General features: G+C 33.9%; 12 protein-coding genes. 8 read left to right on the forward strand and 4 right to left on the reverse strand.

All coding sequences use genetic code 11. The annotated features are described in order from the left end of the window. Nucleotides 1-399 precede the first annotated feature (399 nt). Together DLD82_RS05420 and DLD82_RS05425 are read right to left on the reverse strand one after the other, a co-directional pair. A complete protein-coding gene (locus DLD82_RS05420; RefSeq protein ID WP_109940092.1) occupies nucleotides 400-3,018 on the reverse strand; it encodes a PAS domain S-box protein in 2,619 nt (872 codons plus the stop codon). A gap of 115 nt (nucleotides 3,019-3,133) precedes the next feature. Next, nucleotides 3,134-3,592, reverse strand: a complete 459-nt coding sequence (locus DLD82_RS05425) for a hypothetical protein (RefSeq protein ID WP_109940093.1) — start codon at nucleotides 3,590-3,592, stop codon at nucleotides 3,134-3,136. Between the two features lie 217 nt (nucleotides 3,593-3,809). Between DLD82_RS05425 and DLD82_RS05430 the strand changes: the two genes are divergently transcribed. The 5 genes from DLD82_RS05430 (at nucleotide 3,810) to malQ (ending at nucleotide 12,042) form a co-directional block, all read left to right on the forward strand. Then, the gene (locus DLD82_RS05430) at nucleotides 3,810-5,081 is read left to right on the forward strand and encodes an APC family permease (protein WP_109940190.1); all 1,272 of its coding nucleotides are present in this window, start codon (nucleotides 3,810-3,812) and stop codon (nucleotides 5,079-5,081) included. 62 nt (nucleotides 5,082-5,143) lie between these two features. Continuing rightward, nucleotides 5,144-6,502 (forward strand): TrpB-like pyridoxal phosphate-dependent enzyme, encoded by a 1,359-nt coding sequence (locus tag DLD82_RS05435; protein WP_109940094.1) that lies wholly within the window; start codon nucleotides 5,144-5,146, stop codon nucleotides 6,500-6,502. Further along, complete coding sequence (locus DLD82_RS05440; protein ID WP_109940095.1) at nucleotides 6,499-7,608, forward strand: ATP-NAD kinase family protein; 1,110 nt, start codon at nucleotides 6,499-6,501, stop codon at nucleotides 7,606-7,608. Before DLD82_RS05435 ends, DLD82_RS05440 begins: the two co-directional genes overlap by 4 nt. Before the next feature lie 359 nt (nucleotides 7,609-7,967). Continuing rightward, on the forward strand, nucleotides 7,968-10,469 hold the full coding sequence (locus DLD82_RS05450; protein ID WP_109940097.1) for a DUF3536 domain-containing protein: 2,502 nt from the start codon (nucleotides 7,968-7,970) through the stop codon (nucleotides 10,467-10,469). 76 nt (nucleotides 10,470-10,545) lie between these two features. Then, nucleotides 10,546-12,042 carry a 4-alpha-glucanotransferase gene (gene malQ / locus DLD82_RS05455; protein WP_109940098.1) on the forward strand — a complete coding sequence of 499 codons (1,497 nt, stop codon included), beginning with the start codon at nucleotides 10,546-10,548 and terminating at the stop codon, nucleotides 12,040-12,042. On the opposite strand, the gene DLD82_RS05460 is transcribed toward malQ, so the two are convergent. Next, the gene (locus tag DLD82_RS05460) at nucleotides 12,027-14,726 is read right to left on the reverse strand and encodes a PAS domain S-box protein (RefSeq protein ID WP_109940099.1); all 2,700 of its coding nucleotides are present in this window, start codon (nucleotides 14,724-14,726) and stop codon (nucleotides 12,027-12,029) included. The two genes, malQ and DLD82_RS05460, sit on opposite strands and share 16 nt — an antisense overlap. Nucleotides 14,727-14,879: 153 nt before the next feature. Here DLD82_RS05460 and DLD82_RS05465 point away from each other — a divergent pair, with 153 nt between their 5' ends. After that, nucleotides 14,880-15,128 (forward strand): hypothetical protein, encoded by a 249-nt coding sequence (locus DLD82_RS05465; RefSeq protein ID WP_109940100.1) that lies wholly within the window; start codon nucleotides 14,880-14,882, stop codon nucleotides 15,126-15,128. A 4-nt stretch (nucleotides 15,129-15,132) separates the two neighbouring features. Here the strand turns inward: DLD82_RS05465 and DLD82_RS05470 are convergent, their stop codons facing one another. Further along, nucleotides 15,133-15,735: a DUF2179 domain-containing protein gene (locus tag DLD82_RS05470; protein WP_109940101.1), complete on the reverse strand. Its 603-nt coding sequence runs from the start codon at nucleotides 15,733-15,735 to the stop codon at nucleotides 15,133-15,135. A gap of 129 nt (nucleotides 15,736-15,864) precedes the next feature. On the opposite strand from DLD82_RS05470, the gene DLD82_RS05475 reads away from it, so the two are divergent. Continuing rightward, complete coding sequence (locus DLD82_RS05475; protein ID WP_109940102.1) at nucleotides 15,865-16,308, forward strand: universal stress protein; 444 nt, start codon at nucleotides 15,865-15,867, stop codon at nucleotides 16,306-16,308. A gap of 61 nt (nucleotides 16,309-16,369) precedes the next feature. Continuing rightward, nucleotides 16,370-17,254 carry a DUF4349 domain-containing protein gene (locus DLD82_RS05480; protein WP_109940103.1) on the forward strand — a complete coding sequence of 295 codons (885 nt, stop codon included), beginning with the start codon at nucleotides 16,370-16,372 and terminating at the stop codon, nucleotides 17,252-17,254. Nucleotides 17,255-17,277: the final 23 nt, after the last annotated feature.

Genomic DNA, 17,277 nt, shown 5'->3' on the forward strand with positions numbered 1-17,277 from the left:
TATGATGCTATTTTTAAATCTCATTTTAAATTTTTTTAAAATTTTTAATAATTAGATCCTGGATTTATTAAAATTCCTAGTAAAAGACCAGGTGAGAAACTCTCAATACCTGGTCAAAAATTAAACCCTTTAAAAAAATATAGAAAACTTGTAAAAACGGAGAAGATTTCGATGAAGATGATGAGCCAGATCGATTAAGAAAACTGATAATTGACCGGGCATCATCGATCCCCCCAATCTTTTTCAGATTCTTCTCTATTTAATAATATGCCATGCAATAGGACTTATATTAATAAAAGAATAAAACCGATTGAGAGTTTTTTTAATTACTATGTGTAATCTTTAAGTTAATCCGGTGATTCATTCAGGGTTTTATAAGATTATCAAAAATTTGATGCCTTATTTGATAAACCGATACAGTCCATTTTTTATAAAAATCTCAAATCTGACACCTTTCTCATAAGTTCCTGATTCATGAATGGAAAGCCCCGTAAGAGACAATATCTCCCTTGAAAGAAAAAGACCCAGACCTGTATTTTGTCCATATCCATGATTAAAAATTAATTCTTTCTCCTCATCCATGATCCCACAGCCATCATCGGAATAGACAATGATTAATCCTTCGTCATTTACAATGGATTGCATCGTGATATTTGTTACATGCATCCCATGACGGATGGTATTCTCAAAAAGAGTATAAATAACCTTCTCGAACATCGGATCTGCAAATAATTCCAGATTTTCAATAAGATTATGAAAAATTACTGAATTAAGATTTATTTGATCAAGAACTGACTTAATGATGAAAGCAATATTCTGCCAGACAGGTTCCTTCAATCCTATTTCATGATAAAGACGTGCAAATTCAATCTGATTATAAATAGTAATACCCACTTTTCGTTCAACTTCATTCCTTCGAATTTGTTCCTCATCTGACAGATCTTCTTTATCCAGATGAAGAAATCCCATAAGGACTGTTAACTGGTTTTTTATATCATGCCGGGTTATCGAATTCAAAACATTCAATTTATGCAAAGCAAATTTTAGTGAATCTTCAACCTGCTTTCTTTCAGTAATGTCATGAGCAACTCCGGTAATAAAAATGAGTTCGTTATTAGAATTATAAACCGGATTGAAAACAGAGCTGTACCAATGAATCATATCATTAGAATGAACAATTCTGAAAATTATTGTATCTGAACGTTTAATCGTTTTGATAACATTTTGAATGATATTATGGAATTCATCAATATCATCATGGTGAATATAATCCGAATATGAATGCCCAAGTGTATCAAGAATGGTAAAACCAGTATTTCTTTCCCAACTGGGTGATAGGAAAGTAAACATCCCTCGTAAGTCGATATTAAAAATTATATCATAAGAATTTTCAATAATAAGTTGATATTCTTCTTTTGATGTTATCAGTGCTTCTTCAGTCGCTTTTAAAATTGAGAAGTCCCGGATAGTTTCAATTACCGCGATAATGTCTTCGTTCTTATCGTAAACAGGTCCAGCTACTGCTGAAAGATACTTCTCTTCAATTTGGCCCGAAATGGTCAACCAGCCTTCACTATGTAATATTTTTTGATTTTTATCATCAAAAAAAGGAATTCTACGTTTCAACCCAGGTTCAAGAATGAGATTGGCAAGAAGACAATCTCCCTCCGGATAAAAAATATGAGTATATACCTCCCGATCAGATCCAATAATGTCCGTACTAGAAAACCCAGTGAGATCTTCCATCGCATTATTCCATCCTATAACATTGTGAGATGAATTAATAATCAGAATAGGTTCAGGAATGCTCTTAATAATCTGATTTAACAGTATGTTTCGTTCAATTAATATCTGATTATTTAATTGTTCAGAAAGAATACTTTCTTTTAAGCGGTAAATAGCATTTGTTAAAGAATTGAACTCATCAATTTCAGGATCGCGAATGGTATGATTTAAATCCCCCTGTGATATTTGATTGATGTCCTCAATAATATCCTGAACCGGTCTTGATAACCGTATTAAAGTAAAATATAATAGTATTCCGGAAATAACTATCACAATCAAAAAGAGATTGAACATACCTAAATAAATTGAGAGAATCTCATTTTCAATCAATGAAACATCCGTATTTACTTCGGCGACAAATGAAGCTTCATACCCATAAATTGCTCTTTCACTTTTTAAGTAAACCAGGTAACGTATTGGAATACCATTAGCATAATCAATTATGGATGCATGAGTTTCAAAAATCTGATTGATTCTAGAATCCTGAAGAGGATTTACATATTCTGATGATGTAGCTACGGGATCTTTTTTGAAATTAAATATTGAAATATCATGAATATATGGATTCGAAAATGTTGTATCACGAACGATATCAGAGAGATTCATGATAATATCACGATCAATTCCAAAAGATTGCTCCTTTATACCGATTTCCAAAACATATTTATGATCAGATGTTGGCATATATGCCCATTTTCGAAGCTCGATGCCATTTAGTTCTCCGGTAACCTGATCAGGAAAAAAGCCATTATTATTCCGAATTGTGTCTAAATAATCAGCAAATTTCGGAGCATTTTCTCGAAAATTTAGATTTAAGTCTTGTTTATTTGTTGTTGCAACAATGACATTGGATTCATTTATTATGTAAAGATCTATGTTTTCAGGATTTTCGTTAATTTCTGTTTTTATTAAGTTTAGATCTAACTTTTTGATATCTTCTTTATGTAATTCATAGGTGTTAAAAAACGGAATAAATGCATCTTTTAACCGGATATTTAATGTGTCATCATATAATTTGAATGCAGCAAAACGAAGTTGAATACTTTTTTCCAATGAATGGAGAGAAAGATTATTCATTGACTGAATATTCTCTTTCAATTCCGTAGTCTGATTGTGAGCATATAATAAAGCAAATACTCCAAAAAGAATTATGAATAAAAAAAATATCCTGACTAGAACAGCTGTTGAGAAACGTTTTCTAAAGTTTTTAGAAATTTCATCCAACAGTTCCATAGGTTACATATATTTTTTTTATACCTTAATTGTACTCATTTGACGAATAATAAAAAGAAAAATTGGGCGGTTATGATAATCCCGATTTTTTTATCAGACACATATTATAAATTTTTTAATTTTCCAATAATATGTCCCCACCAATTACTGAAAAAGGTAAAATTGCTCTACCATTTGAAATAAAAAAAAGACGATGGGTGATTGATAAGGATTTGTCGAATTTTTGAATTGGATAAGATAATAAAAATTGTTCGTCAGATTTAGATATTTTCTCTAAATTTTCTTTTTCAAAAGTAGATATGATAGTCCCATCGCTCAAATCCAGTACTTCAATTTTTGTAAGACGTAACTCTTTATCTTTGTAGGGAGATGTGAGAAGAGAATACGATATTAACATTGTATCATTATTTCTTTCAATTTCAGAATGCTCTAATATTGTAATTGAAATGTTACGAATGTCTGAATTATCGGTTACAGGTGGATGACGATCAGATGTTGTCAATAATAAAAGGGCAATCAGTACTGCAATAATAATAAAAAGAAATCCGATAAATTTTATCCATTTTTTATCCATGTACTTCCAGATATTATGTAAATATCATCTTATTAGAAATTTCGGATTATTATGAATGGCATACAAATTCATAATTAGAATAATTCCGGAAAATTTTGCTAACGAGAAAAATTTTCTCATTCATTCACTCAAAAAAGAAAAACCAAACTCATCTTTTTTTCTTCTTGCAGAACCATAGTTAAGGTCCCAATAAAAACCAAATAAATTGGTGATATCTGTGGAACCATCAATACCTAAAACTTCATCGCTTACTCTTACGCAAATAATTCCCCTATATATAGGATCAGTTCTGGGGTCAGGGATTTTGCTACTGCCAGGACTAACCGCTGATTCATCCGGCCCTGCATCACTTCTTGCATGGATCCTTATGAGTATATTGGCAATACCTATGGCGTTAAGTATGGGTTTTTTATCAGTAAAATATCCTCATGCCGGAGGCGTTTCATATTTTGTATCAAAAGCATTTAACCCGGAAATTGGAATGCTTGTCGGCTGGTTTTTTCTTCTATCCGCAATTATTGCGGTCCCCATTATTGCTTTAACCGGAGCAGGGTATGCATCTTCTGCTTTTGGTCTGGGAGATTCAGGAAGAATCATTATTTCAGCAATTATTATGGTAATTGCAGTAGTGTCAAATTTTTTCGGGATGAGACTTACCGGAAAGGTTCAGATGACTGTTGTAATCGCTACAGTATTGATTCTCATCGGAGCGATAGCAGGAAGCATACCTTCAATTAATATGGAAAATTTTATTCCGTTTATGCCTAATGGCTGGATAAGTGTGGGTCATTCAGCTACCCTTATCTTCTGGTGTTTTCTTGGATGGGAAGCAATTTCTCATGTGACTGAAGAATTTGAAAACCCGGGACGGGATGTAGTCAGAGGCACTATCATTTCATCAATTATTATTAGTATCCTCTATCTGGCAACAGCATTCGCAGTTATCGGAACAAAATGTTATGGTCCCGGAATATCAGATGTCTCACTGATTCATCTGATTAATCTTTCATTTGGGACATCAGGAATGATAATCGCCGGGATAATAACATTATTTATCACAACTGCTCCTGCAATTGCATATACCGGAGCTGCAGGAAGATTAGCATACACCATTTCAAAATCAGGTTATGGACCAAAAGTCTTTACTTTATTACATACGAGGTTTTTTACTCCGGTTGGTTCTCTCATTTTTTTAATTATCTGTTATTTCTGCATTCTTTTAATATTCATGAGCGGAAAAATTTCTCTCGATATTCTAATACAAATTCCAAACACAACTTTTATTCTTACCTATTTTGCGGGATGTGCTGCAGGTCTTATTTTATTAAAGAATGATAAAATTGGTTTAATTGTAAGTTTTATCTCATTAATATTAACCGGAGCAATCTTTTGTTTTACTGGAAAAGCGATGTTTTGGCCATTGATATTAATCCTTATATGGATATTATTCTTGAAATTTCGTAAACAATATCAGTCAAATAATAATTAGACGGTGGGGACCATACTTGTTCGAAAATGTATAAATATGTGCAACCACATACTAACATATACATGGACACGAAGATAATTCTGGATGAGAATGAATTACCGAAAAAATGGTACAACATTCAGGCGGATCTAAAAACACCATTAGAACCACCAATGCATCCACAGACAAAAAAACCCCTATGTTCAGCAGATCTGGAACCAATTTTTCCTAAAGAATTAATAAAACAGGAAATGTCCCAGGAACGTTATATTGACATTCCTTCAGAAATCAGGGATATTTTAACTTTATGGAGACCATCCCCCCTCTTTCGTGCACATCGGTTAGAGAAACTTCTGAAAACTCCGGCAAAAATTTTCTATAAATATGAAGGAGTCAGTCCACCAGGATCTCATAAACCAAATACTGCAATTGCTCAGGCATATTATAATATGAAAGAAGGTATTGAGCGTATTGCAACAGAAACTGGTGCAGGTCAATGGGGTTCATCTCTCGCTTTTGCAACACAACTCTTTGACATGGAATGTAAAGTCTACATGGTCAGAGGAAGTTATGATCAAAAACCCTACAGAAAGATGATGATGCAGACATGGGGGGCATCATGTGTTCCTTCACCTTCACCAGATACCAATGCAGGACGAACCATCCTTGAAAAAAATCCTGATACTCCGGGATCCCTGGGAATTGCTATTTCTGAAGCGGTTGAAGATGCTGCAACTCATTCCAATACTAATTATTCACTTGGTAGCGTATTGAACCATGTCTGTCTCCATCAGACTATCATCGGACTGGAAACACAAAAACAACTTGAAATGGTGGACGAAACTGCAGATGTTGTCATAGCATCCGCGGGAGGAGGATCAAATTGTGCAGGAATATGTTTCCCTTTTATTAAAGACAAGATTGATGGTAAAAATCCGGATATTGAAATACTGGCAGTTGAACCTTCTGCATGCCCTTCATTAACCAAAGGACTTTATGCTTATGATTTCGGAGATGTTGCAGGCCTTACTCCTCTCCTGAAAATGTTTACATTGGGTCATGATTTCATTCCTCCTTCAATTCATGCAGGGGGTCTTCGATATCACGGAATGGCCCCTCTTATCTCTAAACTTCATGCTGATAATCTGATTTCCTCAACTTCTGTTTATCAGAATGAAGTTTTCGAAGCTGCAGTAATGTTTGCCCGTTCAGAAGGGATTATTCCGGCGCCTGAATCTGCTCATGCGATACGTGCGGTTATCGATAAAGCAATTGAATGTAAAAAATCTGGAGAATCAAAAACGATTATATTTAATAATAGTGGACATGGTCATTTTGATCTTTCAAGTTATGAAGCATACTTTAGCGGTTCACTGGTAGATTATGAATACCCCGCAGATTTAATAGCAGAATCATTAAAAAACCTTCCAATAGTCGCATGACCTCTATCGGGTTTATTATAAATCCTTATGCAGGAATGGGAGGAGCAGTTGGACTGAAAGGAACGGATAACTCCATAAAAGAAGCAATATCATTAGGAGCAGAACCCCAGTCAGCAACAAAAGCCCTAAGGTTTCTTTCCGGTCTAAAAGAAAAAGACATCCATTTTTTTACAGTTAATGGAGAAATGGGTGAGAATGTATTAAGAAAAACCAATCTTTCTTATACAATTGTTTACCATTCTGAAAAAAATAATTTAGATCCAATAATTAAAACCAGTGCTGCTGATACCAAAAAAGCCTGCCTTGAAATTATGAAAGCCCACGTAGATTTATTAATTTTCTGTGGTGGTGATGGAACAGCAAAAGATGTTTTTTCTTGTACTGGAAACGCTGTACCAATTTTAGGAATCCCAACAGGAGTAAAAATTTTTTCCGGAGTTTTTGCTACAACACCCGAATCTGCCGTTCATATTCTCTCGCAATGGAATGGAAATAATCTGATAGATGGAGAGGTTCTGGATGTTGATGAGGAAGAATACCGAAATGGAAATTTAAAGACTACTCTATTTGGAATTGCAAAAATACCTTATGTTAAGGGATTGTGTCAATGTAGTAAACAAGTTTCCTTTGGTGATGAAGCAGATAACATGGAAGGAATAGCAAATTTTATCATTGAAATTATGCAGGATGATACGCTTTATCTGCTGGGAGCTGGAACCACAACAAAAAAAATAGCAGATACTCTGAATATTTCAAAAACCCTCCTTGGAATAGATGCAATATATCAGAAGAAATTATTAAAATCAGACCTTAACGAAAAAGAGATACTCACCTTACTCAACTATTATGATAAAGTAAAAATTATTATCAGTCCAATTGGCGCTCAGGGATTTATACTGGGGAGAGGAAACCAACAGATAAGCAGGGATGTAATAAAAAAGATCGGAATTAACTCGTTGATTGTAATTGCATCAGAATCAAAATTACAAAACACGAAATCTCTGTTCATTGACACTGGGGATCCTGACTTGAATTCTTCATTTAGTGATTCAATCCTGGTGATTAGTAATTATAAAATGGGCATTCGAAAAAAACTAATTCATTAACTCAATAATTCTATCCAGAAATAATAAGGAAAACGTTCATACTATTCCAATAGCAGACCAGAGTCACGGTTTTATCTTCAATCCTCCTATTGGAAATGAGGGAAGATATTGTAGCCACAATAGTTTTAATTTGATTTTCAGATATTTCCTGGCCCATAATGTTAGGAGAAACAGTAATGGCTTTTACATTTTTTTTTACTTGTTGCAAGTAGATTTTTAATATACAATTAACATAAAATTCTGAATTCATAATCTCTGTCAATAATCAGGAATGTCCGGCAATAATCTTTAACAAACTTATAAATATCTATTATGCAACAGAAACGATAGGAACAAAATAACCCTCATAATCAAAGGTGATGATCATTTCGAAATATATCTGTGTTCATGGACATTTTTATCAACCTCCTCGTGAAAATCCCTGGTTGGAAGAGATAGAAATAGAAGAATCCGCATATCCTTTTCATGATTGGAATGAACGGGTGACTGCTGAATGTTACGCTCCGAACGCATCATCCAGAATTCTCGGATCTGATAAAAAAATTATAAATATCGTTAATAATTATGCAAAAATTAGTTTTAATTTTGGTCCAACCCTTCTTTCATGGCTTGAACAACATAACAAAGATGTCTATAGAGCTATTTTAAACGCTGATAAAGAAAGCCAAAATAATTTTTCCGGGCATGGTTCTGCTATCGCTCAGGCATACAATCATATTATACTACCTCTCGCTTCTTATAACGATAAAAAAACTGAAATTTTGTGGGGAATTAAAGATTTTATATATCGTTTTGAAAGAATGCCTGAGGGGATGTGGTTACCGGAGACCGCAGTAGATATTGAATCGTTGGAGATTCTAGCTGAACTAGGAATAAAATTTACTATTCTTGCACCCCATCAGGCTAAAAGAATTCGGAAAATCAGCCAGGAAACCTGGTTAAATATTACACAGGATACCCTTGATATCTTTAGACCATACCTGTGCATTCTCCCATCAAGTAAAAAAATTTCTATTTTTTTTTATGATTCAGGTATAGCAAATGAAGTCGCATTTCAGAACATTCTTGAAAATGGTGACTTATTTGCGGATCGTTTAATACGAAGGTTTCCTGATTCTCATGAATCTTCGGAATTATTATCAATCGCAAATGATGGTGAAACCTATGGACATCATCACCGATTTGCAGATATGGCACTCGCATATGCATTAAAGAAAATTGAATTGGAAAGAGTTGCATCAATCACAATTTACGGCGAATATTTGGACAAGTTTCCTCCGGAATATGAAGTATCTATTGCAGAGAATACATCCTGGAGTTGTATACATGGTGTAAAAAGATGGGAAGATGATTGCGGTTGCAGAGCGATGTATGCCTGCCTTATTACTGATACTTCTGTTTGTTACCCTATTGCATTACAGGATAAAAACTCTTTAAAGAACATTAAACCCTGGAATCAACAATGGAGAAAACCACTTCGGGATGCCATGAATTGGCTCCATTCACAATTAAACCAATTATATGAAAAAGAAATGGAATCTCTTTTTCAGTATCCCTTTACCGTCCGTGATGATTACATTGATATTCTTATTGATAGATCTCCGGAAAAAATTATTCGTTTTTTTAATTCGCATGCCAAACGTAATCTTTCTCACGATGAAATTGTCAGAAGCATAAAATTACTTGAAATTCAGAAAAACCTTCTCTTCATGCAAACCAGCTGTGGATGGTTTTTTGATGATCTTGCGGGAATTGAAACAGTTCAGGTTATGATGTATGCCTGTAGGGCCATGCATCTTCTTCGTGACATAATAGGCATTGACCTGGAACCAGAATATGTTACATTACTAACAAAGGCAAAATCTAATGTTTTGGAGATTGGAGATGGGGGCACAATATATAATAATTATGTAAAAAGTGCTATTTTTGATATAAACCGAGTCGCCTTTCAATATGCAGTCACTTCTCTTATCAAAAACCAACCAGATGAATCAGCAGTTCCGACTTACGATATTTTTAATAAATCATTTCAAGAAGGAAATGCCGGGAGAATAAAACTTGCAACTGGATATGCTTTATTCAGATCGAAAATTACTCTAAAAGAATCTACTCTGATATTTGTTGCTCTTCACTTGGGAGAACACAATTTTATTGGTGGAATAAAACCCTTTACCACAGAAGAAGCATTTAATGAAATTAATAATGATATTTGGACATCGTTACAAAGAAATGATTTACCCAGGTTGATTCTTGGGATTGACCGGAATTTTGATTATCATTCCTTCTCTTTATGGCATTTATTTCGAGATGGTAAACGAAAAGTTCTTTATAGCATCTTAAATGAAGCATTATCTGATATTAATTATGAATATCAGCTGTTATATAAAAGATATTATTCTCTGGTTACGGCAATGAAAGAATTGCATATTAAGCCCCCTACATCACTTGAATTTCCGATACAATTTTCTCTCAATAATGAACTCAAAATATGTTTATCAAAAATGGATTATGATGAAACACGTTTATCCCAAATAATTACTGATTTAACCAAAGGGAAATTCCAACCAGAAATAAAAACTCTTTCAATTTTTATTGAAGAATTATTTACACGGTTTTTAGAAGAAGTAGAGAAAAACCCTTTTGATATAAATAATATTCAGAAAACCAATCGGTTGTTTACAATCATTTCACCACTCTCATTATCACTGGATTTGAGGAATAGTCAGAATTCTTACTTCAGGTTAAGGAAAATGATTTATGAACGAATGAAAACAGATGAGGAAGCTCAAGATGAATCCGCTAAAGAATGGTTGGAACAATTTATAATTCTTGGAGATAACCTGGATATTTTATCCATTTAACAAAAAATTGACATTTTAATATTTTTCTAAATTAAATCATGAATTTTTACTTTGATTAAGACAACGGAGTGAATAGATGAAAACAAGAGGTAGTGGAATTCTCCTTCATATTACATCCCTTCCAACAAAATTTGGTATCGGGGACCTAGGACCTGTTGCACATGAATTTATTGAATTTCTCCAAAAAGCAGGGCAAAGATATTGGCAGATTCTTCCTATTCATCCAACCGATGAAAAATATGATAATTCACCGTACCATTCACTTTCAGCCTTTGCAGGAAATCCTCTACTCATCAGCCCGGAATTTCTAGTGGAGGATGGATTTTTAGATGATTCAGATCTTTTTCCAATTCCTGAATTTAACATAAAATTTGTAGATTTTCCATCCGTAATATCTTATAAAAACCAGCTTTTTGACATGGCCTATCACCGGTTCAAATTTTTTGGTCATAATCCGGAATTTACCAATTTCTGCAGAGAGCAATCCTGGTGGTTAGATGATTATGCCCTCTTTATGGTTATTCGAAGTCAACACCCGGATACTAATTGGTCAGACTGGCCATTAGAATTAAAAAACCGAAATGATGAGTATTTAAAAGAATATACTCAATTATATTATACCGAAATAGAAAAAGTCCGATTTATTCAATATCTTTTTTCTCTTCAATGGGAAAAATTTTTAAAAAAGTGCCATGATTGTGGTATATGGCTAATTGGAGATATTCCAATTTATATCGACTATGACAGTAGTGATGTCTGGTCAAATCCAATCTGGTTTCAATTAGATGAAAATAAGCGCCCTATTTTTGTTGCCGGAGTTCCTCCGGATTATTTTAGTGAAACGGGTCAAATCTGGAACAATCCTTTATACGCATGGGAAAGAATTGAGAATGACAATTTTACCTGGTGGAGACGACGAATCCATAAAGAACTCCAAGGTGTAGATTTTCTCCGAATTGATCATTTCAGGGGTCTTGCAGCTTTTTGGGAAATCCCTGCAGGATCAGATACGGCAATTCAAGGCAGGTGGGTAAACGCACCAGCATGGAAATTTTTACAAACGATGGAAAAAAATTTTCCTTACCTCCCCATTATCGCTGAAGATTTGGGTATTATCACGCCGGATGTACGGGAAATATTAAGAGAATTTAACATTCCTGGGATGAATGTACTCCAATTTGCATTTAGTTCAGATACATCTGATAATCCATATATTCTCCATAATATAAAGAAAGAATCACTTGTTTATACAGGAACTCATGATAATAACACAACCCTGGGCTGGTTCTTAAAAGACTCTACAGATATTGAGAAACAACGGTTGTTTTCATATATTGGAAAAGAAATTTCATCAAGCGAAATATGTGAAGTTTTCATCAGATTGGCAATGATGAGTAATGCAAATACTGCAATTATTCCGATACAGGATATCTTAAACCTTGATGAATCAGCCAGAATGAACCGTCCCGGAATAGATACGGGAAATTGGAAATGGAAAATGCAAGAAAAAATGTTAACTGATGAGCTTACTTTTCGTCTTCGGGCATTATCAAAAATTTATGGGAGGTATTGATGAATTTTTTTAAAAAATTTTTCAGGAATAGTAATTTCAAATAATGCTCCTTCTCCGGGTATTCCAATTTCACAAATCGAGATACTGGTAAGCGATAATATTTCTTTAGTTAGAAAAAGACCGTATCCGGTGTGACTTCCTACGCCTCGTTCAAAAATTCGTTCTTTCATTGACACAGGAATTCCAATACCATCATCTGAATAATGTATAAAGAGACTATTATCTCTTTCAAAAGTTGTAATATTTATGTGAGAAACATGCTCCCCATGCCGGATAGAATTGTCAAGAAGGTTAGAAAAAACTCTCCCTAACAGTCCATCTGCATATAATTCATATTCACAATATTTATTGGAAAATAAAATCCCGGAAGGCAGATTACAAATAACATGTTCCTTAATTAATTCTGATAGATGCTGCCAGTACGGAGCAGTAATCCCGAGGTTTTGATAATCACGGGTAAAAAGTATTTGTCGGTAAATGGTATTAAGTGCTTTATCAACCGGATTGATATAATTCATCGTTTTAGTATCTGTTATCTCGTCTCTTATTAAATCAATAGCACCGGTTAATACCGTTAAAGTATTTAGAATATCATGACGGGTTATATCTGCAAGAAGATTTAATTTTTTATTCGCCTGTCGAAGACCTTCTTCATTCATCATCTGATCAGTAATGTCCTCCAGAGTTTCCAGAGCACCCCAAACATTTCCATCTATATCCCGTAGTAATGCCCCGGTAAAATAAAGCCATATACCTTGTTTTCCCAGATGTGAAAAAAAACCAATGGCTGAATATGCATCATCAACCAAATAGGATTTTTTTGCACTATCTCCATACCATTTTACAAGATCCTGAACAGTATTCTCCAGAACTAAATCCACCAGACATGGACGTTTATTCTTATAAAAAGCTCTCCAATGTTCTGAAGTTCCGATTATTTCACGAGAATTAATGCCACTATACTTTTCTAATGCATGATTCCAATAGATAATCTGATGGTTCTTATCAATAACAAATTGGGGAATCGGAGATTCTTGTAAAATGGCATTGAGCATTGATTTACTTTCACGTAAAGAGTGTTCCACTTGATCACAAATGGCAATTGCAGAATGAGTTGTCCCAATACAGGCTTTTTTACTCTTATAATGACTTATCCGCAATGATAATAAAACTGGAATTTTCTGATTGTTTTTTTTATGAATTAAACAGGTTTCATATGATTCTAAAATGACTGAAAATTCTTCTGCATTGTGACATTTCCAGATTAATTCATCACGATTTTCCGAACCAAAATAATCAAAAATAACTGAACCGATTAATTCATCTGGATCATAACCTATTGTCTTAGCAAAAGTATTATTGCAAAAGACCAAAATATCATCCTGAACTATAAATACCCCATCTTCAATATGTTCCACCAAGAAGCGATATAATTCTTCTTTCTCTAATAGAGAAAGGTTTGCAGCCCTTATATCAGTAATATCCCTAAAATTACCTTCTATTCCTGCAACAGTTCCATTCCCCTTGTAATAATAATGACTGTTCGTTGAAACATATACCGGAGTTTTATCCTTTTTTATTAAAACCACTTCAAAATTAGATACTGAACCAGATTCATTTAATTTCTTAACAAATTCATCCCGGTTTTCCGGGTTTAGATAAAAATTTTCTGCGATATTTTTCCCGATTATCTCATCCATGGATTCATATCCCAATAATGATAAGATACTCGGACTCGCCATGATAATCCTGCCTTTTTCATCACTTTGATAGATTACATCCTGAGCATTTTCAATAACTGAACGATATCTTTCTTCACTTTCTTTTAACCTTTCTTTACTTTCAATTAATTCTTCAAATTGATGCTTTAGTTCATCTTCTGAAGAAGCTATTTCTTCATATGCTGCGTTTAGTTCATTCAATGCCTTCTTGGTTTCAGTGATATCTGAAGCAACTTCAAGCCTTACTTCACGGCCATCAGGCCATCGAATTACCCTATCAATAATTGAAAAATAACGTTCAAGAACAGGATTATAAAATTCCCAGGAATATGGTTTTGGTTTTTGTTCTGTAATAATCTGATTTGTACAGAAACTGCAGGGAGCATTATTATTTTGAAATTCCTCATAACAAATTTTTCCAATAACATCCTTATTGAGGACATTTTGAAAATATTGGTTTACATAAAGTATTTCATAGGTATTTATATCTGAAACATAGACAAATTGTTCAAGACTATCAAAAATTGAAAGGAGTTGTTCCCGTTCTTGTTGAAGTGCGAATTCTGCCTTTTTTTGGCGGATAGCATGCTCAACTTTTGATTTTAATTCTGCAAATTGTGCAATAGGGTCTCCACCCTTTTGCAAATAAAAATCCGCCCCATTATTCAATGCTTCTATAACAACCTCTTCCCGACCTTTTCCGGTAAAAATGATGAATGGAATGATTTTGCCTTCTGATCGAATTATTTTAAGTAATTCTACTCCATTCATATCCGGCATTTCATAGTCAGAAATTATTGCATCATATTTATTATTGGATATCTTTTTAAGAGCATCTTTTCCTGAAATTGCGGTATCAACTTTAAAATCTCCTTCTTTCTCTAAAAAAATCCGGCATAAATCCAGGAGAAAAATCTCATCATCAACATAAAGAATCTGCTGAGAAAAAGATGATTCAGACATTTGTTTTTTTTCTCCGGCTATTATACCTAATAATATTTTATATTAATAAAGTCTTTGCAAGAAATTATTATTTTTTATATGCCTTTTTCCAGTAATGGCCATATCAATACAATTATCAATTAATGAGCATTACCATAATAAAAGACAATATTAATGATTCCTGATATTAATACAAGAAAATTCAGACCTTGTGAAGACTGTGTATTTTTTAATACACAGGAAGAATATTGCACCCTTTATGAAAATACAATACATCCGGAACAATTAGATCGATGGGAATATGATGATCCATTATTGCCATGTATATACAATTTTTCTGTAGATGAAATTATGGACCTGATAAATAACTCTGAAAATTCAAAGGAAAAATTATTAAAAAATTCAATATGGCAGGCCAGATAAATAATTATTTTCTTTTACTAATAAAATAAAAGGGCTTTTTAAAAATTTCAAACGGATTATTATCACTATCTTGTGGAAATATTCCCTCACAAGCAGATCTGACATCTTCAATGGTATAAAAAGCATTTGGATTAAAATCCCGAATTAGTATTATGAGTTCAGGGATCCTTGACCTTTTAACCACCATAAAAATAATCGTTACTTTACTTATAGCTCCCTCTGCCATAATACTCGTTACTCCATATCCGTACTGATGTAAACGTTCAATAAAATCAACCGCAGGTAATGGAGTAATTAGACGGACAATAGCCATGCCCAGCCTCATTCGTTCTTCAATCATCATCCCGATATAAGTACCTGCTGCAAACCCTCCCCCATAGGCGATATAACAGATTGGATTTGATATATTTCCCATGGCCTGACCAATAGCCAAAAGCCAGATAATTACTTCAAAAAATCCAAAAATTGGAGCAATTGTTTTAAAACCTCTTGAAATCAAAATATAACGAACAGTTCCAATAGAAACATCACATATTCGTGCTAAAAATATCAATAAAGGAACTATCACAAAAGTAAAAATTTCCGGAGAAAAAAAACTAAAGTCCATGAGAGGTTCCTTTCAATACATCATATCTTCCAGTTATTAAGTCTGACGAGTATTTTTTTATCAAGTTTTTTTACTAATGATATACAATCCGGCATACTATTAAAGTATACAGTGTATATTCTGTGAATAATGGCTGGAACAATGCTTGTAGCAGTTGATGGTTCTCCAGAAGCTTATAACGCTCTCGTCTGGGTTTTAGAGCACATAAAAGAAGAAGGCAGAGCTTGTGTGGTATATGTTATTTCTCCTGCAAAATATGCTGCTATTGAAGGAGCAGCAGGTTATGAAGGAATTTCAACATTACATGAGATAAGAGAGAGGATTGTAAACGATGAACGAGATCAGGTAATGGCAAGAGTAAAAGAACTTGCATATGACCGGGGTGTCGATGTTGAAATCCTGGTACGGACAGGTGATCCAAGAAGTGAAATATTAAACGCTGCTGAAGAAATTGGTGCAGATCTAATTGCAGTAGGTTCCACCGGAAAGGGATTAGGAGCTCGTATTCTCCTTGGTAGTGTAAGTACTTACATTCTTAGCCATGCCCGGGTATCAACTGTTGTAGTAAGATAAAGACTTCAGAATTTTTCGAAGTTACCATTGATCTTTTATTTTTTGTCGTATAGTATACTCTATGAAATTTATTTCAGCAATTATTTTTTTAATGGTTTTGGTTGTTTTATTTACTGCAGGCTGTATGGCCTATGAGAATGTAAATCCGGAATCTGTCATAAAAATGGCTTCCGATGAAACAGATTGGACTAGTGCCCAGGAATCTCCTTCAGCTCCAATAGCTATGAATGTGAGGGCAACAATAGCACCTTCTGGTTATGGTGGAAATACTGAAGAAAAACCAGTATCATCAGATCAAAAAATAATAAAAACTGCAGAGGTAAAAATTGAAGTGCAGAATGTTTCTTCTTCAGCAGAAATTATTCAGAATATTACAGAAAAATATGACGGAATAATTCAATCTTCTTCCATTATCGCGGGAACGAAAAACAAATATTCAGGAACTGTTGTGGTTCGAATTCCCGCGGATTCTTTTGATATAGCTCTATTAGAACTCAAATCTATAGGGAAAATTCTTTCCAGTTCAATAAGAGCAGAAGATGTAACTGAAGAATATATCGACCTTGTTGCGCAAAAAAATTCTCTTTCGAATCAACTTGAACAATATAACCGGTTACTGGTTAAAGGACAAAATGTATCTGAAATTCTTGAAGTTCAAAAAGAAATTGAACGTGTTCAGGTTCAACTTGATCGAATTGTGGGTCGAATGAAATACCTTGATAATAGGACTTCATTTTCCACAATTACTATAAATCTTTTAGAGCCTGCACAGGTTGAAACACCATCAGGTTATTCTATTCCAGAAGTTATCAGCGAGGGGATAGAAGGGTTTTTTAATACCGTAGTATGGCTATTCATTGTAATTCTTACTCTTTTACCTCTCATTCTGGTTGGAGGGGCAGGGTTTTTTGTATTCAAAAGATGGAAAAAGAACCGGATATCATAACCGGTTAAAAATTTTAAATATAT

It is taken from the genome of Methanospirillum stamsii, assembly GCF_003173335.1.
Taxonomy (GTDB): domain Archaea; phylum Halobacteriota; class Methanomicrobia; order Methanomicrobiales; family Methanospirillaceae; genus Methanospirillum; species Methanospirillum stamsii.

What these genes read in the sequence shown, in the direction of transcription:
- DLD82_RS05470 (WP_109940101.1), bottom strand. Translation starts at nt 15,735, where the DNA reads ATGGACTTTAGTTTTTTTTCTCCGGAAATTTTTACTTTTGTGATAGTT.
- DLD82_RS05440 (WP_109940095.1), top strand. Translation starts at nt 6,499, where the DNA reads ATGACCTCTATCGGGTTTATTATAAATCCTTATGCAGGAATGGGAGGA.
- DLD82_RS05480 (WP_109940103.1), top strand. Translation starts at nt 16,370, where the DNA reads ATGAAATTTATTTCAGCAATTATTTTTTTAATGGTTTTGGTTGTTTTA.
- malQ (WP_109940098.1), top strand. Translation starts at nt 10,546, where the DNA reads ATGAAAACAAGAGGTAGTGGAATTCTCCTTCATATTACATCCCTTCCA.
- DLD82_RS05420 (WP_109940092.1), bottom strand. Translation starts at nt 3,018, where the DNA reads ATGGAACTGTTGGATGAAATTTCTAAAAACTTTAGAAAACGTTTCTCA.
- DLD82_RS05460 (WP_109940099.1), bottom strand. Translation starts at nt 14,726, where the DNA reads ATGTCTGAATCATCTTTTTCTCAGCAGATTCTTTATGTTGATGATGAG.
- DLD82_RS05450 (WP_109940097.1), top strand. Translation starts at nt 7,968, where the DNA reads ATGATCATTTCGAAATATATCTGTGTTCATGGACATTTTTATCAACCT.
- DLD82_RS05425 (WP_109940093.1), bottom strand. Translation starts at nt 3,592, where the DNA reads ATGGATAAAAAATGGATAAAATTTATCGGATTTCTTTTTATTATTATT.
- DLD82_RS05465 (WP_109940100.1), top strand. Translation starts at nt 14,880, where the DNA reads ATGATTCCTGATATTAATACAAGAAAATTCAGACCTTGTGAAGACTGT.
- DLD82_RS05435 (WP_109940094.1), top strand. Translation starts at nt 5,144, where the DNA reads ATGGACACGAAGATAATTCTGGATGAGAATGAATTACCGAAAAAATGG.
- DLD82_RS05475 (WP_109940102.1), top strand. Translation starts at nt 15,865, where the DNA reads ATGGCTGGAACAATGCTTGTAGCAGTTGATGGTTCTCCAGAAGCTTAT.